This is a genomic window from Segatella salivae F0493, assembly GCF_000477535.1.
Taxonomy (GTDB): domain Bacteria; phylum Bacteroidota; class Bacteroidia; order Bacteroidales; family Bacteroidaceae; genus Prevotella; species Prevotella salivae.
This window is the reverse complement of record NZ_AWGW01000006.1, coordinates 135,931-157,477: the sequence shown is the minus strand read 5'-3', so window position 1 is coordinate 157,477 and position 21,547 is coordinate 135,931. Positions and strand designations below refer to the sequence as shown.

Sequence of the window (21,547 nt, the reverse complement as noted above, 5' to 3'; positions counted from 1 at the left end):
CTTTATTACTATTAATAATGCAGTTCGAGTAGCATTTCATTGACACTTTTACCGGGAAGAGTCATAGGAACAATGTCTTCATCGGGCTTAATGGCACATTCAAGAAGATAAGGACCAGCTGTAGAAAGCATCTTGTTTACCTTTGCTTTGAGCTCTTTTCTATCAGTAACGAGATCATAGGTAATGCCATATCCGCGAGCAATATCGCCATAACGAGGATTCATCATCTCTGTAAATGAATGGCGATGGCCAAACATCAAGTCTTGCCACTGACGCACATTCCCTAAGAATGTGTTGTTTAAGAGAATCATCTTCACTGGGATTTGGTGTTCCATTATTGTACCAAACTCTTGTATGCTCATTTGAATGCCACCATCTCCCATAAAGCAACACACTGTGCGATGGGGCGAACCATAGCATGCACCGATAGCAGCAGGGAGGCCAAAGCCCATCGTTCCAAAGCCACCACTCGTCACAATAGAACGCTTTTGCTCAAACTTAAAGTAGCGACTCGATATCATTTGGTTCTGTCCTACATCGTTTACAAGAATCGCTTTACCATGGGTCGCTTCGGAAACAACGTGCGTAACCTCTCCCATCAGCAAAGGACCTTCGGTTGGATGAATATCTTTCTCAATAACACGCTGTTGTTCTTGTTCGGCATATTCATTGAAGGAAGTAATCCATTCCTTATGTTCCGCCTTATTCAGCAAAGCAGTTATAGCTGGAAGACTTTGCTTACAATCTCCCAAAACAGCGACATCTGTTTTGATATTCTTATCAAATTCAGATGCATCGATATCCAAATGAATGACCTTTGCCTGCTTTGCATAGGTCTCGGGGAGGCCTGTTACGCGGTCACTGAAACGCATTCCGATGGCTATTAACACATCACATTCCTGTGTCTTCATATTCGTTGCATAGCTACCATGCATACCCAACATACCCATGTTCAATGGGTGTTGTGAACTAAGCGCCGACAAACCAAGCAATGTTCTGCCAGCAGGAATATCTGCCTTTTCAAGGAATTGCAACAATTCTTCATGCGCGTTGCCCAGTTCAACACCTTGTCCTACGAGTGCAAATGGCCTTTTGGCTCCATTGATTAGGCGTGCTACATCTGTTATTGCCTGCATATTTAGCTCTGGATAAGGCTGATAAGAGCGCACCTTTGTAGTCTTTGTAGGCTGCCACTCGCATGTATGTGTCTGTGCATTCTTTGGTAAGTCGAGCACAACAGGACCTGGTCGACCTGATTTTGCAATATAAAACGCACGACTAACCGCCCATGAAATATCTTCTGGCTTACGTATTTGATAGGCCCACTTACATATTGGTTGTGCCACGCCTACTAAGTCAACTTCTTGAAAAGCATCTGAACCGAGGGCACCAATACTTACTTGTCCTGCAATCACAACTATCGGAGTGGAGTCCATCATAGCATCAGCAATGCCTGTTAATGTATTCGTTGCTCCAGGACCGCTTGTCACTAAACAAACTCCAACCCGTCCACTCACACGAGCATATCCTTCAGCTGCATGCGCGGCGGCTTGTTCATGACGCACCAAAATATGGTCAAACATCTTGTTTTCTCCTCTCGTATAGCCATAGAGTGCATCAAACACTGGCATGATTGCACCTCCGGGATACCCAAAAATGGTTTCAACACCTTCTTCACGCAAGGCACGCATCAGTGCTTCTGAACCCGTAATAACTTCTTTAGTCATACTCTTGTCTATATATATAATAAGGTGATGATGTGGCTTATTCTACCAAACGAATGCCTCCTTTGTCGGCCGAGGTGACACTTTGTGCATAAGCGCGCAACGCTTTGCTCACCACTCTGTGACGTTTCAACGGCTGTTGTGGGCGCGCATTAAGTTCTTCATCCGTCAGCTTTACATTGATACTGCGGTTTGGAATGTCAATTTCGATAATATCACCATCCTTAATCTTTCCGATATTTCCACCTGCAGCAGCCTCTGGAGAGATATGTCCTATACTCAAACCTGACGTGCCTCCTGAGAATCTGCCATCAGTAATGAGAGCACACTCTTTACCTAAATGCATGCTCTTAATATATGAAGTAGGATACAACATCTCTTGCATTCCAGGACCACCTTTAGGACCTTCATGGGTGATAACGACACAATCGCCCTTCTTTACCTTTCCACTAAGAATGCCATTGCAAGCATCTTCCTGACTATCGAACACCACTGCAGGTCCAGAGAACTTCCATAGCACAGGGTCTACACCAGCAGTTTTAACCACGCACCCATTCAAAGCAATGTTTCCAAAGAGCACAGCGAGTCCGCCATCTTTAGTATAAGCATGTGCAAGGTCACGAATACACCCTGCTGTTCTGTCAGTATCGAGCTTCTCCCAACGCGTATCTTGACTTCCCATCTCTGTCGAAAAGCGTCGTCCGGGAGCACTATGATAGATGCGATCAGCATTTGGAGTAATCGTCGTCTTTGTGATATCGTATTCTTTCATGGCTTCATCAAGTGTCAAACCATCTACGCGAAGCACATCGCTATGAATAAGATTACCCTTATTCAGCTCGTTCATGATACCAAGGATCCCCCCTGCTCGGTTGCATTCTTGTACACTATAACGTTGTGTATTCGGAGCCAACATACAAAGACAAGGTACTTTCCGACTCAAAAGATCGATATCGTTGAGAGTAAAATCAACTTCTCCCTCTTGCGCAATTGCCAACAAATGCAATATCGTATTCGTGCTTCCGCCCATGGCAATGTCTAAAGTCATGGCGTTAAGAAAAGCATCTCGCGTAGCAATATTACGTGGAAGCACACGCTCATCCCCATCTTCATAATAAGCTAAGGCATTCTTCACTATTAATCGAGCAGCATCTTTGAAAAGATGAATGCGGTTCTTATGCGTTGCAAGAACAGTCCCGTTACCCGGTAAACCAAGTCCAATTGCCTCGCAAAGTGAGTTCATTGAGTTGGCAGTAAACATCCCTGAACAACTTCCACAGCCTGGGCAAGCACTACTTTCGAGTTCTTTCATCTCCTCATCTGTGATAGAAGGGTCGGCGCCTTTAATCATAGCAGTGACCAAATCGGCATTCTCGCCACGCCATCTTCCTGCTTCCATGGGGCCACCTGAACAAAAAACAGTAGGAATATTTAACCTCATGGCAGCCATAAGCATGCCCGGTGTCACTTTATCACAATTAGAAATACAAATCATTGCATCGGCTTTGTGGGCATTAACCATATATTCCACTGAGTCGGCAATGATATCTCGTGAGGGTAAAGAATAGAGCATGCCATCGTGTCCCATAGCAATGCCATCATCAACAGCTATTGTATTAAACTCCGCTGCATAGCAACCAAGTTGCTCTATCTCTTGTTTCACTAACTGACCAACATCATGTAAGTGGGTATGTCCAGGCACAAACTGCGTGAAACTGTTTACAATAGCGATAATTGGTTTACCCATTTGCTCATGTTTCATACCTGCTGCCACCCAAAGTGCCCTTGCTCCAGCCATTCTTCTGCCTTCTGTACAGACAGCACTCCTAAGTTGATGCTTCATAGTTCAATTCTGTTTGTTCTTGTAGGTTATTCTTTTTGAATAACATTTTCTGCAAAGGTAGTGAGAAAAAGCATAACAGACAACAAATTGTTTCATTATCTTTTAATTATACAAGGCAATTATAAGGAAACCAAGCAAATTTTAATCAGTTTAAAACATGATTAGTTTTAGATTTTGCAGAATGCCACTTTTTCCTTACCTTTGTAATAATGCAGCGAGAAAGAACATACATAGCAATCGATTTAAAGTCTTTTTATGCATCGGTAGAATGCGTAGAACGTGGATTAGATCCACTCAATACCAATCTTGTTGTGGCTGATGTGACACGCACTGAAAAAACAATCTGTTTAGCAGTTTCTCCATCATTGAAAGCTTATGGCATAGCAGGAAGGGCGCGTCTCTTTGAGGTTGTCGAAAGGATTCATGAGTTAAACGACAATCGAAAATATAATTCAACAGACCATCAACTACATGGAAAGAGCATCTACCACAACGAATTAGAAGCTCACAAGAATTGGGCTATTGACTACATTGCGGCTCCTCCTCACATGGCTCGCTACATTGATTACAGTACAAAGATATATGGCATTTACTTAAAATACATCGCTCCCGAAGACATTCACATTTATTCAATTGATGAAGTGTTTATGGATGTGACGGATTATCTTAAGAGCTATCGCATGACAGCTCATCAGTTGGCTATTAAAATGATTCGAGATGTTCTGAAAAATACTGGGATCACAGCAACAGCTGGTATCGGAACAAATCTCTATCTCTGTAAGGTTGCAATGGATATTGTTGCGAAACATACCAACACCGATACAGATGGAGTACGCATTGCAGAACTGAACGAGATGACCTATCGACGCAAATTATGGAATCACCGGCCATTAACGGATTTCTGGCGTATAGGGAGAGGTACTGCAAGAAAACTGGAAACCTTTGGCATAGACACTATGGGCAAGTTGGCACGATTCTCACTTCATCACTCGCCCCTACTCTATAAGATATTTGGAGTGAATGCCGAATTCCTCATAGATCACGCTTGGGGCTATGAAAGTTGCCTGATGAAAGACATTAAAGCCTATCGACCAAGAAACCATTCGCTTTGTTCTGGCCAGGTTCTCCAACATCCTTATACCTTTAAACAAGGACTTGTCGTAGCGCAAGAGATGGCAGATATGCTTGCATTAAGCCTCGTTGAGAAACGCAAAATGACTGATTATATCACACTTGCTGTGGGATATGACCGAACATCACTTGACAATCCAATAGTTCAAAAGCGTTACATGGGACCGACAACTAAGGATCGTTTTGGAAGAATTGTACCCAAAACGGCACACGGAAGCTATCCCCTAACACAATATACTTCGTCAGGAAGACTCATCATGGAAGCTATTTCTAATTTATATGAGGATATTGTCAATCCCCTGTTAAAGGTTCGTCGCATAACGATTGTAGCCTCTCATGTGATTGATGAAACGCTTGCTCAACACCAGAATGAAACGCCTATACAACTTAATCTCTTTGAAAATAACGAAGAAAAAAGGCGAAATGCACTTCAAGAACGACATCAATTAGCCCGCGAACGCAAACTACAAGAGGCAACACTTGACATCAAAAGGCGATTCGGAAAGAATAGCCTTCTACGCGGATTAAACTTTGATGAAGGAGCAACAGGACGTGATCGAAATAATCAAATCGGTGGACATCATGCATAAACGTCGTGAGCATAGGGCATGATTGCATATTCAGCAATAGTTCGTATGGCTGTGTTTCAGTTTTTTATTACCTTTGCAAACAAACAAATAACAAGCATGAAGATAGGTATTATTGTTGCAATGGACAAAGAGTTCGAGCAACTTAAGAAAGTATTTCAAAATGATCAGGATATCATTTTGCAACAATGTGGTATCGGAAAGGTTAACTCTGCCGTCGGAACTACAATGATGATTGCCAAACATCATCCTGATTTGATTATATCAACTGGCTGTGCTGGAGGTGCAGATACACGTTTAAACGTTGGCGATGTTGTCGTAGCAAATGCTTGCGTTTACCATGATGCTTACTGTGGAGAGAACTGTAACTATGGGCAGATTCTTGGCATGCCAGCCCGCTATATGGCTCCAAAGAATTTAGTGGATAAGGCTATACACATGCAAGTTGAAGGTATCCAAGTCCGCGAAGGACTAACTGTGAGTGGCGAATGGTTTGTAGATTCACGCGAGAAGATGCAGGAAATTATGACTCATTTCCCCGAGGCTACCGCCGTAGACATGGAAAGTTGCAGCATCGCTCAAACCTGTTATATCTTCAAAACCCCTTTCATCAGCTTTAGAATTATCAGTGATGTACCACTGAAAGATAACAAAGCACAAATGTATTTCGATTTCTGGGACAAATTAGCAGAAGGGAGTTTTGAGGTTACCCGACATTTTATAGAACAAATTAAACAGCAAACAAACAATAAAAATGAATAAGATTCCAAGCTTTACAATTAATCATGAGCAACTGCTTCGTGGTATTTATGTAAGTAGAAAAGATAAAGTTGGGGGCGAGACTATTACCACTTTCGACATCAGAATGAAAGAGCCTAACCGCGAGCCTGTACTCCATAATGGTGCAATCCATACGATAGAACATCTTGCTGCGACCTTTCTTCGCAACGATGATGAATGGAAAGACCGCATCATCTATTGGGGACCAATGGGCTGCCTAACGGGTAATTATCTCATTCTTCGTGGCGACTTAGAAAGTAAAGACATTGTAGAACTCATGAAACGAACATTCCGTTTCGTGGCTGAATACCAAGGAGAAATCCCTGGAGCTGCCCCTATGGACTGTGGAAACTATCTGCTTCACGACCTCCCTATGGCTCGTTTTGAATCCGCAAAGTATTTACATGAGGTCTTAGAATGTATCAAAGAAGCAAACCTAACCTATCCCGAGAAGAAATAAAGACGCACCACGCGAATGATATTCAAAAGAAGTTTGTCGTGAGTATAACGGCTTTTCTATCATCGAATGATAAAGAATTGAGGTGCTAAGGGTATTTTTGTATAAATATAACAAGGTGGAAAGATTTGTGTAATCTTTCCACCTTATTATATATAGGAGCCTGAGAAAGTTCTTAATCCCAATCTACTGTATCAAAAGAGACAGCCCAAGCATCTTCTACTTTCACTTTGATTCCACGTGCAGTAGGCTGTCCTCCACTGCTAAAGGTTAGTCCACGAACATGATTAATGCCATTCTTCACAATCTTCAATGCCGTGAATGTATGTTCTGCCAGTATGGTTTCATTTGCACCCAAAGCCGTCATGGTGACCTTAAGCTTTCCTTCTTGTGCTTTAGGAAAGGTGTAAATGGAGAATGACGAGGCTGCTTGATGTGCAGCATTCTCAATGGTTCTCACTTCCGTCTGATGCGAATTAACACAACCCACCCCTTGAGTTGCATCTAAAGTACTGCTACCTCCTGTGTATGTAAAGCGCAAATGAGTAATCTTTTCGGGGATAGGGTCATCGACATGAAACTCTACTTTGGCCACACATCGCTCCAGAGTTATCGACGTTTCCATATTACTATTCACATGCAAACTCTCATGATAGAGGAAAGTATCTGTTAATCCCCCTTCAAATTTCACTTTATCTGCATGCGCCAAAGAGACATTTTTAGTTCCACTATGACCGATAACAACCAGCAGATAGTCACCCTCTGGAAGACTAAAGTTAAGTATTCCAAAGTTTTTATCACCCTTTTTTTGATTGATTACACTTTGTTTTACTCCGTCCTTATATACAGCTGCATTCAAACATGAACACACCTCATCAATATCTACAAGTGCCCTTGACTTAGCACCCGCAATGGCTTTCTCGCCAACTCCAACAGTTACACTCACTCGGAAGCCCTTTTTCTTGGTTTGCCCTCCGTCTAAAATAGGTTTTTCACAAGCCGATACAACCACCAAAAGGGCAAGAATAATGCCCCAAAACATTTCTTTTCTCATGGTAAATAAGGTTTTTATTTTAATAAATTCAATCTATATCCTACAGTAAAGGTAAAGCAACGATTTTTTGCATCCAAGGTCTTTTCTACTTTAGATAGGCTAAACAGGTAGCGCGCTTCCATCACAACATTGGCATATTCATACGAGATACCAACAGGAATCGCTACATCTGACGATGCGAAAAGGCCTTTAATAGTCTTACTTACATGCTTGGCGGGATCATAAACGGCACCGCCATCTGCACCAACAACAAAGTTCGTGACATCATATTTCGCCCTTGCCCCTAACAGAAATGAAGGTTGTACTCCAGCCTTTACAGCCAATCCATCTGCCAAATAGATACCAACCAACACAGGAATCTGAATGTAATGTAACCCCAAAGCAGTGTTAGAAAAGCCTGAATATGAGCCTGCCTGCCCATGCACTTCGTTACTAACATCTTTGTAATGGCAGCCTTGAAGGGAATAAAGAGCACCTAAAGAAAGACTACATTGTGACTGAAATTGATACTCAAACTCAGCCCCACCTGTGAATCCTGCCCTATAATTTGAAGGCACATCAAGGCTTGTTCCCGTTACACTAAAAAGCTTATTGCCATGAGAAATGTTGGCAAGCGAGAGACCAACCTTTGGCATAACTGTCAACGACCCGACTTTCTTTTGTGCAGAAACATTCAATACAAAGAAAGCCAATAAAGATAAAAAAAAGAGGCGTTTCATAATAATGAACTTTTATTATGTAACGCCCTAAGTTAGAATTTATTGTATAAAATTCTGTGATTTTTAGCCTTTATAATGATAAAAAGCCGCAGCTCTTAGATTGCATCATAACCTTTTGTACTGTTATGTGCCAAAAGGTCTTTTAGATTTTGCTCCTTGAAGCCATGCTCTTTCTGCTCATTATATAGCAGTTCTGCCTCTTCTCGCTCCTCTTCTGAATGCTCAAATGTGATGGAACGATTCTTTAATTCCGCAATTCCCCAACCGAGAAGAGCGACTACAATCAATGCAACAAAAATATATAATCCTGTCATAATGGTTATGATTTAATGGTTTAGTCCTTATTAGCACGCTTACGTTCGAGGTGATCGAGTAAGATTTTACGCATTCGCATGTTCTTCGGTGTCACCTCAACATATTCATCTTCCTTGATATATTCAAGACATTCTTCAAGCGACATGACTGTCTTCGGAATCACACGAGCCTTTTCATCAGAGCCACTGGCACGCACATTCGTCAACTGCTTGGCCTTCGTCACATTGATAACAAGGTCATTGTCATGCACGTGTTCACCCACAACCTGACCAGCATAGACTTCTTCGCCCGGATCAATAAAGAACTTTCCACGATCCTGAAGCTTGTCAATAGAGTATGCATAGGCTGTACCCGTCTCCATAACAATCATAGATCCGTTTGTACGACGCGTGATTTCACCCTTATAAGGCTGATATTCTTTATAACGATGAGCCATGATAGCCTCACCCTGTGACGCTGTAAGCACATTCGTTCTCAAGCCAATGATACCACGAGATGGAATCTCAAATGTGATGTTTACACGGTCGCCTTCGGTATCCATGCCTGTAAGTTCGCCCTTACGACGGGTTACCATGTCGACCATCTTACTTGAATAGTCTTGCGGAACATTAATGGTTAACTCCTCAATAGGTTCACATTTCACACCATCTATCTCTTTATAGATAACCTGTGGCTGTCCAACTTGCAGCTCATAACCCTCGCGACGCATTGTTTCTACAAGCACAGAGAGATGCAAAACGCCTCGACCGCTGACAATCCATTTATCAGTTGAGTCTTCAAAAGGACGCACACGAAGTGCCAAGTTCTTTTCCAACTCCTTGTTCAATCGGTCATTAATATGGCGAGAAGTACAGAATTTACCTTCCCGACCAAAGAAAGGTGAGTCGTTAATTGTAAAGAGCATGCTCATCGTTGGCTCGTCAACAGCAATTGGAGGAAGGGCTTCGGGGTTCTCATAATCAGCAATTGTGTCGCCAATTTCAAACTTTTCAAGTCCTACTACCGCACAAATATCACCACTTTCTACCGTCTCAGCAGGTTTGCTTCCCATGCCTTCAAACGTGCGAAGTTCCTTTATCTTTGTCTTCTCCTGACTGCCGTCACGATGACAAATCGTAATATTCTGACCATTCTTCAATGCACCGCGGTGAACACGACCTACCGCAATACGTCCTGTATAACTTGAATAATCAAGTGAAGTAATCAGCATCTGCGGCGTACCATCAAGGTGTTTAGGTGCAGGAATGATTTCAACAATCTTGTCAAGCAAGTAATCTATGTTGTCCGTTGGCTTCTGCCAATCTCCTGACATCCAACCATTCTTAGCCGAACCATACACTACTTGGAAGTCTAATTGGTCTTCAGTGGCGTTGAGATCACACATCAAGTCGAACACCATCTCATACACTTCTTCTGGGCGACAATTAGGTTTGTCGACCTTGTTAACTACAACTATCGGCTTCAATCCAAGTTGTAAGGCCTTCTGAAGCACAAAACGAGTTTGTGGCATAGGTCCTTCGAAGGCATCAACCAACAGCAAGCAGCCGTCAGCCATATTGAGAACACGTTCTACTTCGCCTCCAAAGTCAGAGTGACCCGGCGTATCCAATATATTAATCTTAGTTCCTTTCCAATTAATAGAAACGTTTTTTGAGAGAATCGTTATACCGCGTTCGCGCTCCAAATCATTGGAATCGAGCACTTCTCCGCTGTTATCCTGCCCGTCACGGAATAGCTTTCCGGCCAACATCATCTTGTCAACCAGCGTCGTCTTACCGTGGTCTACGTGTGCAATTACTGCAATGTTTCTAATGTCTTGCATTTGTTTTACCTTAAATTTCCTTATTTCTAATTCGCTGCAAAATTACAAAAAATAACTGATGTAGGCTTCTATATTGATTATGAATAGGTTATGTTACGTGTTAAAAAACGTTACATCACAAAAAAGTTAGCTTCACCTCATCTGTTATCTAAACTTTTATTACTACCTTTGCACAGCATTTTCAGAAAATCTGATGCATTCGATCGTGTCACTGTTGTGATTAAGGCAGTACGACACTTGAAGGATGTAATGATGCAAACTCATTTAATCATTTATTTAAAGCTATGTATTTAGACAAAGCAAAAAAGGAAGAAATCTTCGGCCAATACGGCAAGTCAAACACTGACACAGGTTCTGCTGAGAGCCAAATCGCATTGTTCACTTACCGCATTAAGCACTTAACAGAGCATGTTAAGACTAATCGTAAAGACAATGTAACTACTCGTTCACTGACACAACTTGTTGGTAAGCGCCGTGCATTGCTTGATTATCTTTACAAGCGCGACATTAATCGTTATCGTGCTATCGTTAAGGCACTCGGTCTACGTAAGTAAATCGAATCACGAAAAGAAAGAATAAGTAATCTCGTAGCTCGCAAGAGTTGCGGGATTTTCTGTTATCTTCCCCCACCCTTTCATTCTTTCCTAAAGACAACTCCCTCCTAACTGCATCCAAACAACAAGGAAGTTTCACCCACTTTCCTATCATTATCTCTCTTTCTTTACATGAAAACAAACCATACAACACTTGCCTATCATCAATGCTTACAATAGAAACAACATCCGTCTAATCACGAAAAACAACACAAAACAAGAGTATTTATACTACCCTATTATTGACTTCCATGCAACTTTCAATACAAACGATTAAACAAAATGATAGAAACGACCTTGTAAAATGACGGGAATAACGACGTAACATGACTGAAATCGTGTGGTAATCTCTATCTTTTCATTTTCCCTTTTGCCCTCTTTTTCATAACAATCTAATAACCAGCAAATTACAAAACGAATACCATCACAGCTAACAAAGAGAAAAAACAGATTACAATCAGCCTCAACCACCAAGTTCATCAACACTTTAATAGCGTTTCAATTGACGATAACGAATTTCCCAAATATGGTCAAACAGCGGTTGCCAAGCATTATATTCATTGTCATCGGCAGCCTTAATGCTCAGTCCATAGCACTTCGTTCCCGTATCACGATAGCGTTTTAGCTGCGTCAGATAATGGTTTTCAGGCATAGGAATGAGGAAATCGCTCACTACAATCACGTCTGCATTGACATAGTTTCCACGCTCATCATCGAGCAATCTAAATAGTTCGTCAAGTAGTTTTCGTGCACTTGTGCCGCCACCGATAAACGGAACATGTCCCTTTTCAACCTTCGGTTGCTCGCGATTAGTCAGACCTGGCACTGATAACTGACGCTGACGACGCAACTGCATCAAGTCAATTGGGCGAATAGAAACACTGAAATCAATGAGAAAACAGTCACGATTGAGTTGCTCGGCAGTGTCTTCTAACAGCGCAAGGAGCGACGAAGTGATGCGTTGGGGCAAACCATACATGCTGGCAGAGGTATCAATACATGCGATGATTGGACCGCGACGAGCCGCATGAGTGAAACTAAGTTTGCGTGAAGGATTAGCCATTTCGCTCTTATATCGAAACGTTTGGAGATGCTTTGTCACGTATTTATGCATGAACAAATCATTCATTTCATCGTCACTATACTGTGCAAGTTCGTGAGGAAGCAAGGCATTTAAGTCATTACCTACAGTGATTCCTTCGATATCACTGCCGTTAGAATGTTCCATTCTTAGCCTTACTCCAGAAGCTACTGCAAGCCGATCACGCCCATTGTTATCAGCAGTTCGGCCCATGCGTTCGGCGATTTCTTTGATTTGAGGATAGCGATCTTGCACACGAACAACATTCATTTGTCGTTCAAACTCCGTCTCGGTCCATTGTCCATCCATCATTTGCCAAGCCTGAACAGCCTGTTGTTCGACGATATCATGGGTGCGCATGTAACGGGTTACCTGGTCCATCACCAAACGAAGTCCCTTTTCGAAATCTTCTTTTCGACGCTCTATGTAATCTTGACACGTATGAACAAAACTGCGTTCAAGTGCTTTTCGCCAGTCGCTTACAAGCTTTTCCCAACATTTTTGCTGTTGTTTTTCATCAGACATCAGCCTTTCAAAATAGGTTTTATCAAAGCCAAAGTTAGCATATCGAGCCGAAATGTCGTCAAGAAGATTATGAACTGCTTTACTATCAGCCTTGCGGATAGCACTCCAATCGAGGACTTTCTCCATGCGGTTATATTCAGACCACGCGCGCTTTCGCTGGAAATCTTCATAATGAACACACTCCATTACAAACTTACCGACTGCTGAATAAAACACCTTAGCACGCAAACGGCTGTGCAACATCTGCTGTTGATAGTGGCGCTCACGCATGAGTGACAACAGAAAATCAAGCAGAGGATCATCCTTTTTCAGCCACGGCTTATCATCATCTATGCTCTTTGAAACCACAGGCTCTTGCCCGTTTTGACAGAAATCATAGAGGAGTTTCAGATAGAATGAATGTGAAGCCATTGCTTTTCCGTTTTTATCTACTTGCTTGTTCTAATGCGTAATAAATGCTTGAGTGGTTCTTTTCTTAATGAATCAACCCTCTATCTTCGCTAAATCCCGGCGTGTGAATGCAATTTCTTTATAGAAATCGGCAAGATAGTGCTTGATTTCGCGTCGATCATCCTCACTAATAAAAAGACTATCCGACAGAGAACGCTCAATAGCGGCAACGTGTTCGCCGAGGGTTTCAAGTGCGGTGGCATAGTCATCTTGTAACTCTTGCTCTTCCGTTAATGGTAGTTCAAACTCCTTTTCGACTTTACGGAGTTCGAGAGCATAGGCAACCCCATCAATAAACAAATGGTCATCATCGCGTGAAAGGCTTACAGGCCGACTGCCAAGTGGCACTCGGTTGCCATCATTACAACGGATAATAGTTACCTCTTCATTACGGGAGTCGGCATAAAGAACGCCAGATGCTGCGGTTGTTCCAATCTCTGGGAGTTGCTGAAAGTCGGAAAGCACAACGAAACTACGACCAGTTTCGTGTGTCGGAAGACGATAATAGAATTTGTTATACGCTTTTTTGTTTGCATCACGAGCACGCTGTGTTGTTGTAGAACGGCGGTGTTTGACAATCATTCTATGGTTGCGGATATCTTCATCAAGCCGTTGTTTGAGCGTAGCAAGTTTCAAAGCGTCTTGCATAAAGATTGTTTTCACGACAAGATGTCGCACGGAATCACGCTCATCCGGCTCTTGCCAAAGGCAGTGATAAACAGGGAGTAAGTCTGTAAGAGAAGCCTCTTTACGATCATGCATAAAGGCAGATGTACGCACAAGTCGGGCGATTTTCTTCCATCTTCTATCGCTGATATAGATGTCACGACGCTCATCTGTGCCCTCAACGGCTATGGCATGTAAGGCACGGCGGATATCAACGAGACATTGAAGTGCAGTGTCACAGATAGGAATTTCATTGATTTGGTGTGACCATTGTGCATATTCTTCGTTGCGAATAGCGATGCTTTCGTCAGAAAGATGAAAGTCGGTATCGGTTGAAGTGTTTCGAAGCAGGTCAAGGAAGTGAGCTTCTTGTTTGATAGGTTGACACTCCAAACGCAGGAGAAAGCGGTCCCATAACGCCTCAAGTCCCTCGCCGCGAGCCGGTAATTCATTGCTTGCCGCAACGAGAAGTTTAAGTGGAAGCGGCAGTTCTCGATTGCCATTACGAAAGAGTTTCTCATTGATGACCGTTAGAAGGGTGTTTTGTATGGCTGGTCCTGCTTTCCAAATCTCATCTAAAAAAACGACATCGGCAGTGGGAAGATAGCCAGTTGTGACGCGCTCATAGGTGTCGTTAGCCTTCAACTTGGCAATAGAGACGGGACCAAAGATTTCATCTGGTGTAGAAAAACGTGACATCAGATATTCAAAAGTATGTGCATGAAGGAAGGCAGAAGCCAATCTTCGTGCCACAAAACTCTTCGCTACACCCGGTGGACCAAGCAGAATAATACTCTCACCTGAAAGGGCTGCGAGAAGCGAAAGGCTCACTTCGGCCTCTCTTTCATAAAGCCCCGTGCTTATTTGTAAAATTAGTTGTCGAAAACGTTGATTCATTTTATACACCTATTTATATCTATGACACTGCAAAGGTAAACAATTTCGTCTTATTGTCCAAATCAGTCATTATCCGTAAAAAATGCAAATCTTGTGGCAATATAGGTAATTAAAAAGCCAAATATAAGTCGTATATTTGCCGATGAAAGGAAAGATATTAGTTTTTTTAGTGGTTAATTTAGTTTTAGTAAGTAATGAAATAAGGTCTGTCGTGATGACAGGTCTTATTTTTTTTGTATAACTTTGTGAACTGAAATATAAGAGTAAAATGAAAAAGATAATTTTCTTCATGATGCTTTTACTGCTCAGTAGCAGTATGAAGGCACAAAATGCAGTGAGTAGTACATGTATAAGGTATGAGAAACGCCATATCGTTTGCACGAATAATAAAGGCGAAATGAATATTGTAGACTTGGACTTTGAGTGGCCGGAACGATTGTGTTATGTAGCACAACCTGTGCTTTTGCAATATATCAACACGCTTATAGGTGACAGTTGCACACAACTTGACGAGAAAATTCCAGCCATACTATCACGCTATGGTAAACCTTTGACAACGAAACTTGATACGATTCCCGACGATAGTAAGTTCTGTTATGCATCATATTCCGTGCATAATGTAGGATTTGATGAAGGTCGTTATATCTCAATGCGTGTAGAAAAGAATATTCAACCGGGAAGAAATTCATCGCAATCCAAGGAACATCAGTTGGAGTTATTTGTCTATGACATTCCCAACCAGCGTATTTTGAAAGGACAAGAACTCATGAAACTAAACAGTATTCTGACTGATCCCACCGCATCTTATTATATGAGTAACGCGTTGACAGATGGCTTATTGAGCAATTATGCCATTTCTCTTGATGCACAAAAGCTCTATGGTCCTGTGCCCGTTAATAATGGAACGCTCCTCATGGAGGTAGGCGGTGACAATCAAACAACAGTGCAATCAATGATTGCTACAGCTCAATGGGTAAACTTTTTGACTTCGAAGATGAAGAAACTACTCAATAGTAAACCTGTCATTGGCACACCAATGATGACACAAGAAGATAATAACGAGGCTGAAGATAGTATGAAAGTATATCGTCAAACTGATGTGTCTGCATCGTTCTCTCTAAATGGTCAGTCACTCAGTCAATACATTTCATCTAATCTTCTGTTGCCACCTTATATAAATAAAGAGGTCACTTCGGGCCGTGCTTTGGTACAACTGATTATTGAAAAAGACGGAACTGTGAGTAACATTTCCATTGTAAAAGCAGTATCACCAAGCTTAGATAGAAACATTGTTGCTATGTTAAGACAAATGCCTAAATGGTCACCTGCAATGCAAAATGGCAAAGTTGTGAGAAGCTTCTATTTCATTCCTGTAAATGTAAGACTTCAATAAGTTTCATTATGTAACTTTATCTGCACTTTAATATCATAATTGATATAAATCAAGGCATTAACATTTACACTTTAATTAAATTGAATTTATATTACAAAATGCAAGATTTTAGATTATAATGAGTTGTGTTCGATAACACAATCTGATTCAAATCATTATATGAAGACATTTTCCTAAATCTCCCTTTTAATAGGCATTACAAAACAATCACTTTTTAAACTGAAAGTAAAATACTTGATTTTAATCAAGTTTTAAATTAAAATCACATCTTAAAGTTACGACTATTTCAGCACGAAAAAATATGTATAAAATAGTGTTAAAAGTTAGTTGATATCACAATTCTTTTCTATATATTTGCAGCAGAAACAGAATAAACAACCTAAAAATATACAAATATGAAACGAATCCTTTTGATATCAGTAGTAGCAATGATGACTATTACAAGCTATGCTCGCAAACATGTGGCTGAGAATGCAGTCGTTGTAGCAGATACTATCTACTATGCTGCAGACAAAACTACCGTGAACAATAATGATCAAGCAAGTTATTATAGACTATTGATGAAGCAGAATCATGGAGTGACTCAACGCGATGTATTCCAAGATTTCTATATGGATGGAACGTTGAAAGCCGAAGGTGAATACAGCTTTATAGACTTAGGAAACGATGCCAACACTGTTCTTAATGGTGAAGTAACAACATATTACCCTAATGGTAAAGAGAAATGGCATGGCAAATACATGCAAGGCAAGCGCGAAGGTTACTTTACTCTTCACATGCGTGAAGGCGGAATTGCTGTTGTTCAGTTCAAAAACGGAAAGTCTTTACATGACTATTTCACCATCACTCATGCGGATGGAACAATGGAAAAGCGTCCAATCACAGAACTAAAAGTTTTGATGTAATTCATAAGATTTCTTCTCTTAAATTGTAATTAGATATAAAACAAAAGTCTCTATTTAAACAATAAACATTTTATTAAAGGTCTGCTTCGTGAGAAGCAGACTCTTTTTTTGATACCATATAAAAGAAATAAGAAGATTGCGAGAAGGTAACTACAAGATGATGAGTTTACAATTAAAAGATAAAGTTTGCTAAACAAACCAACATATAGCTTTATAAAACATTAGGACGTGCCATCTTTAAAGACACGTTCTATAATCTTTTTATTCAAGAATCTGGCGTAAGGGAATCATCACGAAATCGCGTTCATGCATTAAAGGATGTGGAATAATAAGGTCGCCATCATTGATTTTCAAGTCATCATAAATCAAAATATCAATATCTATGATTCTATCCGCATACTCTCCAGCTTCAGATTTTGAGGTTCTTCCCATCTTCTTTTCTATCGATTGCGTTGCTTCCAACAACTGTCTCGGTGATAATGGCGTCTCCATACACACACACATGTTAATGAAAAGATTGGGAGAATCAAATCCCCAAGGTTCCGTTTCAAACAAATCTGACTGACGCACCAACGTTCCTACTATTGATTCAAGATATTGAATAGCGTCACGCATGTTGCGTTTCCGGTTACCTATGTTTGAGCCTAAGCCCAAATAAATGGTATGTAAGCCTGTATTTAGCTCCTGATCAATCATCAACTATCAATAAAGCATCACCATAACAGCCAAACATATAACCATTTTCAGATGCTAAATTATAACACTCCATAACAGCATCATAGCCTCCGAAGGCCGCTGTTGTCATCAAAAGAGTTGAATAAGGATGGTAGAAGTTCGCCACCATTGAGTCAGCTAAGTGGAAATCATAAGGCGGAAAGATGAACTTATTGGTCCATCCGTCATACTCTTTTAACATTCCATCTGTGCCAACGGCAGTCTCTGTAGCCTTCACAACGCTTACACCGACAGCCAAAACATGGTGTCCTTCGCGCTTAGCTTGATTCACTTTAGCGCAAGCTTCAGCATCAATCACCATCTGCTCTGAATCCATCTTATGCTTCGTTAAGTCTTCAACCTCTATCGAATTGAAGTTACCTAAGCCGCAATGTAACGTAAGATAAGCATCGTGAATGCCTCGAATCTCCATACGTTTCATTAGTTCTCGGCTGAAATGTAGACCCGTTGCAGGGGCTGTAACAGCACCTTCTTTCTTCGCAAATACGGTTTGAAAGTCGACCAAATCGTCTGGAGTGGCGTGAGGTTCTGTACGATTATCTATCACATAACGAGGCAAAGGAGCCTCTCCTAAAGCAAAGAGTTCACGCTTAAACTCTTCGTGATCACAGTCATAAAGGAAGCGAAGCGTACGGCCACGACTTGTAGTATTGTCGATCACTTCAGCCACCATAGAACCTGTTTCATCAAAGAACAGTTTATTACCAATACGAATTTTGCGTGCAGGTTCAACCAAAACATCCCAAAGTCGCATCTCCTGGTTAAGTTCTCTCAGTAAAAACACCTCTATCTTAGCATCCGTTTTCTCCTTCGTTCCATAGAGACGAGCCGGAAAAACCTTTGTATCATTGAAAATAAAAGTATCACCTTTATCGAAATAGTCAAGGATATTACGGAAATCAAGATATTCTCCTTCAATAGGATTTCCGTCAGCATCTTTCTTGAACATATCTATCTGACCCGACCGTTTGTGTAAAACCATCAGTCGACATTCGTCACGACGCGTTACTTGGAAACTTCCTTTGGTACCATCTTCGTTCTCAAATACACGCGTGAAACTATGAGGATAAAGGGCAACTTGCTCCTTAGCCAGATTAAATTTGAACTGTGATAACTTCATATATTATTTATCTAATGTTTTACTTTTATTCTATCCACTCCCTAATATGTTCGTAATCGAGACATCTATCAATTGTAAAGTCACCGACACGCGTGCGCCGTAATGCCGTAAGATAGGCCCCACTGTTAAGTGCCCGACCTAAATCACGCGCCAAAGCACGTATATATGTTCCTTTACCACACACTACTCGAAGGCTCAATTGCATCTTTTCTACGTCAAAATCAACAACTTCTATCTCGTCAATGTGGATGTGCTTCGGCTTTAACTTCACCTCTTCACCCGCACGACGCAACTCATAAGCCCGGTCACCATTCACCTTAACAGCACTATAAGTAGGTGGAATCTGCTCTATATCGCCAATGAATTGTGGCATAGTATCATTGATAAGCTCACGTGTTATATGTTCCGTTGGAAATGAAGCATTTACTTCATGCTCCATATCATAACTTGCTGTAGTCGCTCCAAGCTGTAGCGTTGCCGTATATTCTTTGGTTTGTCCCTGGAACTCCTCTATCCTCTTTGTTGCCTTTCCAGTACAAAGAATGAGTACACCCGTAGCCAATGGGTCCAAAGTTCCAGCGTGTCCTATCTTCACTTTATAGCCTAATGTGCGCGAAAGCACATAGCGAACATGAGCTAATGCACCGAAACTGGATATACGATAAGGCTTATCTATTGCAAAAATCTCTCCTGCTTTGAAATCCATTTAGTCAACCATTACGAGTGAATGTCCCGTGAAAAGAAGTATCAAAATCACTGTACCTACGATAATACGATACCATCCAAAGGCCTTAAATCCATACTTAGTAAGGAAACTTACAAACCATTTCATGGCAAAGATTGCCATAACAAAGGCCACAACACAGCCCAAAATGAGCATCTTTATGTTATCAGGAGTGGCCCAAGTTGTACCCTCCTTAAACATATCCAACAGGTCAAGTAGCGTGGCTCCTGCCATCGTTGGCACTGCAAGAAAGAACGAAAACTCAGCTGCACGCTTACGCGTTAGCTTCTGTTGCATACCTCCTACTATCGTAGACATACTGCGACTCATGCCTGGAATGACTGAAAGACATTGGAAACATCCTATTTTGAAAGCCCGCTTCCAATCCACCTTATTCTCTTCTTTGCCTTGATTGAAAATGCGATCACAAAATAACATGAACACACCTCCTATCACTAAGGTCACGGCAACGACCTCAACACTGTCTAAAAGTTTATCTAACAAACCGCTTTTCTTTGCCAACAAACCAATTACTACAGCTGGAATTACGCCAACAATCAATAGTCCATAGAATTTCATCTTACTGAGAAATTCCTCCATTGTACGCATTTGAAAGAAGTGTTTCCAATAAAGACACACCACCGAAAGAATGGCACCAAACTGTATAATGAATGTAAAGGCGTGTACAAAAGGGTCACCTTGTGGAACACCCAAAAGGTTTTGGGTGATAATCATGTGTCCCGTTGACGACACAGGAAGGAACTCTGTCAGTCCCTCCACAATCGAAATAATCAGTGTTTGAATGAAATCCATTATGCCTCTACGCTGTTGTTATCTTTTGGTTTGCGAATAATGGCATAGATGATTGACACAAAACCCACGAAACATGCCACAGGAGCCACCTTTATTCTCATTGTACTGAACACCTCTGGATTAAAGGTTTGCTCTGTAGAACCACCTCCACTCATGAGGATAAAGCCTAATATCACAACAGCCATTCCTACAGCCAACAAGATAAAGTTGACCTTGTCAAATGGTAAATTCTTTTTATCCATAGATTATTTCTTATTTATTATTTCTTCGCTTCAAAGCTATCTGCAAAAGCAAAACACGTTATGCAGACGTTAAACTCAAATATTATAGAGTTCGCTGGCCTTCATTTTCAAGAACTTATTGACTGAAAGACTCGAACAAATTGCCGTGATGATGATACCAAAAAAGAATACCGATGCAGCCGTAACAAGCATTACTTGTGGCGTAACTACAGTCAAAATTTCGGGTTCTTTCGTGTAAAGCATATATACAAAACAACTCAAAGTAATCACTGCAATCAATGCCGCAATCAAACCAATCCCTACAGCTCGCCACACAAACGGACGACGAATAAAGCCCCAGGATGCACCAACAAGCTTCATCGTGTGAATGGAGAAACGCCGTGCATAAATGCTCAAGCGCACCGTATTATTAATGAGAGAGAACGACACAAACGTCAGCAGACACGCTAAAACCAAAAGAACAATACTGATTTTCTGTAGGAAGGTATTGACATCTTCTATCAAACCTTTCTGATAAGTGATATTTCCCACCTTGGGATAACGCTTGAGTTCGGTGGTAATCCACTTCAAAGAATCATTGTTTGCATAGTCACCTTTGAGCCTAATCTCTATCGAACCTTGATATGGATTCATGCCGACAAACTCTGAAGGATCAGTGCCTAAAGCCTTCGTTTGCTCTTGTAATACACGCTCTTTACTAATGAAATCCACATGCTTTATATATGGATATTGCTTCAAACGACTACAAAGTTGCTGCGCTTCTGGATTCGTCATATCATCTTGAAGCGTCATCGTTACGAGAAGATTCTCCTTTACATAGGTTGAAGTATTCCTGGCAGTAAGCACAGAAAAGACTACAATTCCTAACAAAATCAACACCATAGCCGTGCTGATACACAGAGTAACAGCCTGCAATCCATGGCGAGGACGGGCCGATTTACGATTTCTTTTCATTCTACAACAGCGTATAA

General features: G+C 41.3%; 20 protein-coding genes. 6 read left to right on the top strand and 14 right to left on the bottom strand.

The window, feature by feature from the left end; all coding sequences use genetic code 11:
- Nucleotides 1–11: 11 nt before the first annotated feature.
- Nucleotides 12–1,727 (bottom strand): biosynthetic-type acetolactate synthase large subunit, encoded by a 1,716-nt coding sequence (gene ilvB, locus HMPREF9145_RS01560; RefSeq protein WP_021824744.1) that lies wholly within the window; start codon nt 1,725–1,727, stop codon nt 12–14.
- 37 nt (nt 1,728–1,764) lie between these two features.
- Nucleotides 1,765–3,567 carry a dihydroxy-acid dehydratase gene (gene ilvD / locus HMPREF9145_RS01555; protein ID WP_021824663.1) on the bottom strand — a complete coding sequence of 601 codons (1,803 nt, stop codon included), beginning with the start codon at nt 3,565–3,567 and terminating at the stop codon, nt 1,765–1,767.
- A 209-nt stretch (nt 3,568–3,776) separates the two neighbouring features.
- On the opposite strand from ilvD, the gene HMPREF9145_RS01550 reads away from it, so the two are divergent.
- The 3 genes from HMPREF9145_RS01550 to HMPREF9145_RS01540 all read left to right on the top strand — a co-directional run bounded on the left by HMPREF9145_RS01550 (nt 3,777) and on the right by HMPREF9145_RS01540 (nt 6,525).
- Nucleotides 3,777–5,288, top strand: coding sequence for a Y-family DNA polymerase (locus HMPREF9145_RS01550; protein WP_021824528.1), 1,512 nt, complete (start codon nt 3,777–3,779; stop codon nt 5,286–5,288).
- Nucleotides 5,289–5,384: 96 nt separating this feature from the next.
- A complete protein-coding gene (gene mtnN / locus HMPREF9145_RS01545; protein WP_036906276.1) occupies nt 5,385–6,047 on the top strand; it encodes a 5'-methylthioadenosine/S-adenosylhomocysteine nucleosidase in 663 nt (220 codons plus the stop codon).
- Nucleotides 6,040–6,525, top strand: a complete 486-nt coding sequence (locus HMPREF9145_RS01540; RefSeq protein ID WP_021824786.1) for an S-ribosylhomocysteine lyase — start codon at nt 6,040–6,042, stop codon at nt 6,523–6,525. Before mtnN ends, HMPREF9145_RS01540 begins: the two co-directional genes overlap by 8 nt.
- Before the next feature lie 172 nt (nt 6,526–6,697).
- Here HMPREF9145_RS01540 and HMPREF9145_RS01535 read toward each other — a convergent pair whose 3' ends face one another.
- From HMPREF9145_RS01535 to typA, 4 genes are all read right to left on the bottom strand, one after another.
- Entirely contained in the window at nt 6,698–7,576 is an 879-nt protein-coding gene (locus tag HMPREF9145_RS01535) for a FimB/Mfa2 family fimbrial subunit (protein WP_021824678.1), read from the bottom strand.
- Nucleotides 7,577–7,590: 14 nt separating this feature from the next.
- The gene (locus HMPREF9145_RS01530) at nt 7,591–8,295 is read right to left on the bottom strand and encodes a porin family protein (protein WP_021824615.1); all 705 of its coding nucleotides are present in this window, start codon (nt 8,293–8,295) and stop codon (nt 7,591–7,593) included.
- Between the two features lie 95 nt (nt 8,296–8,390).
- Nucleotides 8,391–8,609, bottom strand: a complete 219-nt coding sequence (locus HMPREF9145_RS01525; RefSeq protein WP_007134492.1) for a hypothetical protein — start codon at nt 8,607–8,609, stop codon at nt 8,391–8,393.
- Nucleotides 8,610–8,629: 20 nt separating this feature from the next.
- The gene (gene typA, locus HMPREF9145_RS01520) at nt 8,630–10,432 is read right to left on the bottom strand and encodes a translational GTPase TypA (protein ID WP_021824511.1); all 1,803 of its coding nucleotides are present in this window, start codon (nt 10,430–10,432) and stop codon (nt 8,630–8,632) included.
- A 284-nt stretch (nt 10,433–10,716) separates the two neighbouring features.
- Between typA and rpsO the strand changes: the two genes are divergently transcribed.
- Nucleotides 10,717–10,986 (top strand): 30S ribosomal protein S15, encoded by a 270-nt coding sequence (gene rpsO / locus HMPREF9145_RS01515; RefSeq protein ID WP_007134494.1) that lies wholly within the window; start codon nt 10,717–10,719, stop codon nt 10,984–10,986.
- Between the two features lie 526 nt (nt 10,987–11,512).
- On the opposite strand, the gene HMPREF9145_RS01510 is transcribed toward rpsO, so the two are convergent.
- Both HMPREF9145_RS01510 and HMPREF9145_RS01505 read right to left on the bottom strand, forming a co-directional pair.
- Nucleotides 11,513–13,042: a vWA domain-containing protein gene (locus HMPREF9145_RS01510; protein WP_021824769.1), complete on the bottom strand. Its 1,530-nt coding sequence runs from the start codon at nt 13,040–13,042 to the stop codon at nt 11,513–11,515.
- A gap of 72 nt (nt 13,043–13,114) precedes the next feature.
- Nucleotides 13,115–14,644 (bottom strand): AAA family ATPase, encoded by a 1,530-nt coding sequence (locus tag HMPREF9145_RS01505; protein WP_036906186.1) that lies wholly within the window; start codon nt 14,642–14,644, stop codon nt 13,115–13,117.
- A gap of 268 nt (nt 14,645–14,912) precedes the next feature.
- On the opposite strand from HMPREF9145_RS01505, the gene HMPREF9145_RS01500 reads away from it, so the two are divergent.
- Both HMPREF9145_RS01500 and HMPREF9145_RS01495 read left to right on the top strand, forming a co-directional pair.
- Entirely contained in the window at nt 14,913–16,037 is a 1,125-nt protein-coding gene (locus HMPREF9145_RS01500) for an energy transducer TonB (RefSeq protein ID WP_021824710.1), read from the top strand.
- 395 nt (nt 16,038–16,432) lie between these two features.
- Nucleotides 16,433–16,942, top strand: a complete 510-nt coding sequence (locus tag HMPREF9145_RS01495; protein WP_021824622.1) for a toxin-antitoxin system YwqK family antitoxin — start codon at nt 16,433–16,435, stop codon at nt 16,940–16,942.
- A gap of 261 nt (nt 16,943–17,203) precedes the next feature.
- On the opposite strand, the gene folK is transcribed toward HMPREF9145_RS01495, so the two are convergent.
- From folK to HMPREF9145_RS01465, 6 genes are all read right to left on the bottom strand, one after another.
- The gene (gene folK / locus HMPREF9145_RS01490; RefSeq protein ID WP_036906184.1) at nt 17,204–17,638 is read right to left on the bottom strand and encodes a 2-amino-4-hydroxy-6-hydroxymethyldihydropteridine diphosphokinase; all 435 of its coding nucleotides are present in this window, start codon (nt 17,636–17,638) and stop codon (nt 17,204–17,206) included.
- Nucleotides 17,631–18,797 carry a tRNA preQ1(34) S-adenosylmethionine ribosyltransferase-isomerase QueA gene (queA, locus tag HMPREF9145_RS01485; RefSeq protein WP_007134502.1) on the bottom strand — a complete coding sequence of 389 codons (1,167 nt, stop codon included), beginning with the start codon at nt 18,795–18,797 and terminating at the stop codon, nt 17,631–17,633. Before queA ends, folK begins: the two co-directional genes overlap by 8 nt.
- A gap of 25 nt (nt 18,798–18,822) precedes the next feature.
- On the bottom strand, nt 18,823–19,503 hold the full coding sequence (gene truB, locus HMPREF9145_RS01480; protein WP_021824574.1) for a tRNA pseudouridine(55) synthase TruB: 681 nt from the start codon (nt 19,501–19,503) through the stop codon (nt 18,823–18,825).
- The gene (locus HMPREF9145_RS01475; RefSeq protein WP_021824790.1) at nt 19,504–20,334 is read right to left on the bottom strand and encodes an undecaprenyl-diphosphate phosphatase; all 831 of its coding nucleotides are present in this window, start codon (nt 20,332–20,334) and stop codon (nt 19,504–19,506) included.
- Nucleotides 20,334–20,576: a DUF3098 domain-containing protein gene (locus HMPREF9145_RS01470; RefSeq protein ID WP_021824636.1), complete on the bottom strand. Its 243-nt coding sequence runs from the start codon at nt 20,574–20,576 to the stop codon at nt 20,334–20,336. The genes HMPREF9145_RS01475 and HMPREF9145_RS01470 overlap by 1 nt, the downstream gene beginning before the upstream one ends.
- A 75-nt stretch (nt 20,577–20,651) precedes the next feature.
- Nucleotides 20,652–21,530, bottom strand: coding sequence for a cell division protein FtsX (locus HMPREF9145_RS01465; RefSeq protein ID WP_007134506.1), 879 nt, complete (start codon nt 21,528–21,530; stop codon nt 20,652–20,654).
- Between the last annotated feature and the right edge of the window lie 17 nt (nt 21,531–21,547).

Bases quoted from the DNA above. Each gene is read 5' to 3' on its own strand.
- ilvB (WP_021824744.1), bottom strand. From the start codon at position 1,727: ATGACTAAAGAAGTTATTACGGGTTCAGAAGCACTGATGCGTGCCTTG.
- ilvD (WP_021824663.1), bottom strand. From the start codon at position 3,567: ATGAAGCATCAACTTAGGAGTGCTGTCTGTACAGAAGGCAGAAGAATG.
- HMPREF9145_RS01550 (WP_021824528.1), top strand. From the start codon at position 3,777: ATGCAGCGAGAAAGAACATACATAGCAATCGATTTAAAGTCTTTTTAT.
- mtnN (WP_036906276.1), top strand. From the start codon at position 5,385: ATGAAGATAGGTATTATTGTTGCAATGGACAAAGAGTTCGAGCAACTT.
- HMPREF9145_RS01540 (WP_021824786.1), top strand. From the start codon at position 6,040: ATGAATAAGATTCCAAGCTTTACAATTAATCATGAGCAACTGCTTCGT.
- HMPREF9145_RS01535 (WP_021824678.1), bottom strand. From the start codon at position 7,576: ATGAGAAAAGAAATGTTTTGGGGCATTATTCTTGCCCTTTTGGTGGTT.
- HMPREF9145_RS01530 (WP_021824615.1), bottom strand. From the start codon at position 8,295: ATGAAACGCCTCTTTTTTTTATCTTTATTGGCTTTCTTTGTATTGAAT.
- HMPREF9145_RS01525 (WP_007134492.1), bottom strand. From the start codon at position 8,609: ATGACAGGATTATATATTTTTGTTGCATTGATTGTAGTCGCTCTTCTC.
- typA (WP_021824511.1), bottom strand. From the start codon at position 10,432: ATGCAAGACATTAGAAACATTGCAGTAATTGCACACGTAGACCACGGT.
- rpsO (WP_007134494.1), top strand. From the start codon at position 10,717: ATGTATTTAGACAAAGCAAAAAAGGAAGAAATCTTCGGCCAATACGGC.
- HMPREF9145_RS01510 (WP_021824769.1), bottom strand. From the start codon at position 13,042: ATGGCTTCACATTCATTCTATCTGAAACTCCTCTATGATTTCTGTCAA.
- HMPREF9145_RS01505 (WP_036906186.1), bottom strand. From the start codon at position 14,644: ATGAATCAACGTTTTCGACAACTAATTTTACAAATAAGCACGGGGCTT.
- HMPREF9145_RS01500 (WP_021824710.1), top strand. From the start codon at position 14,913: ATGAAAAAGATAATTTTCTTCATGATGCTTTTACTGCTCAGTAGCAGT.
- HMPREF9145_RS01495 (WP_021824622.1), top strand. From the start codon at position 16,433: ATGAAACGAATCCTTTTGATATCAGTAGTAGCAATGATGACTATTACA.
- folK (WP_036906184.1), bottom strand. From the start codon at position 17,638: ATGATTGATCAGGAGCTAAATACAGGCTTACATACCATTTATTTGGGC.
- queA (WP_007134502.1), bottom strand. From the start codon at position 18,797: ATGAAGTTATCACAGTTCAAATTTAATCTGGCTAAGGAGCAAGTTGCC.
- truB (WP_021824574.1), bottom strand. From the start codon at position 19,503: ATGGATTTCAAAGCAGGAGAGATTTTTGCAATAGATAAGCCTTATCGT.
- HMPREF9145_RS01475 (WP_021824790.1), bottom strand. From the start codon at position 20,334: ATGGATTTCATTCAAACACTGATTATTTCGATTGTGGAGGGACTGACA.
- HMPREF9145_RS01470 (WP_021824636.1), bottom strand. From the start codon at position 20,576: ATGGATAAAAAGAATTTACCATTTGACAAGGTCAACTTTATCTTGTTG.
- HMPREF9145_RS01465 (WP_007134506.1), bottom strand. From the start codon at position 21,530: ATGAAAAGAAATCGTAAATCGGCCCGTCCTCGCCATGGATTGCAGGCT.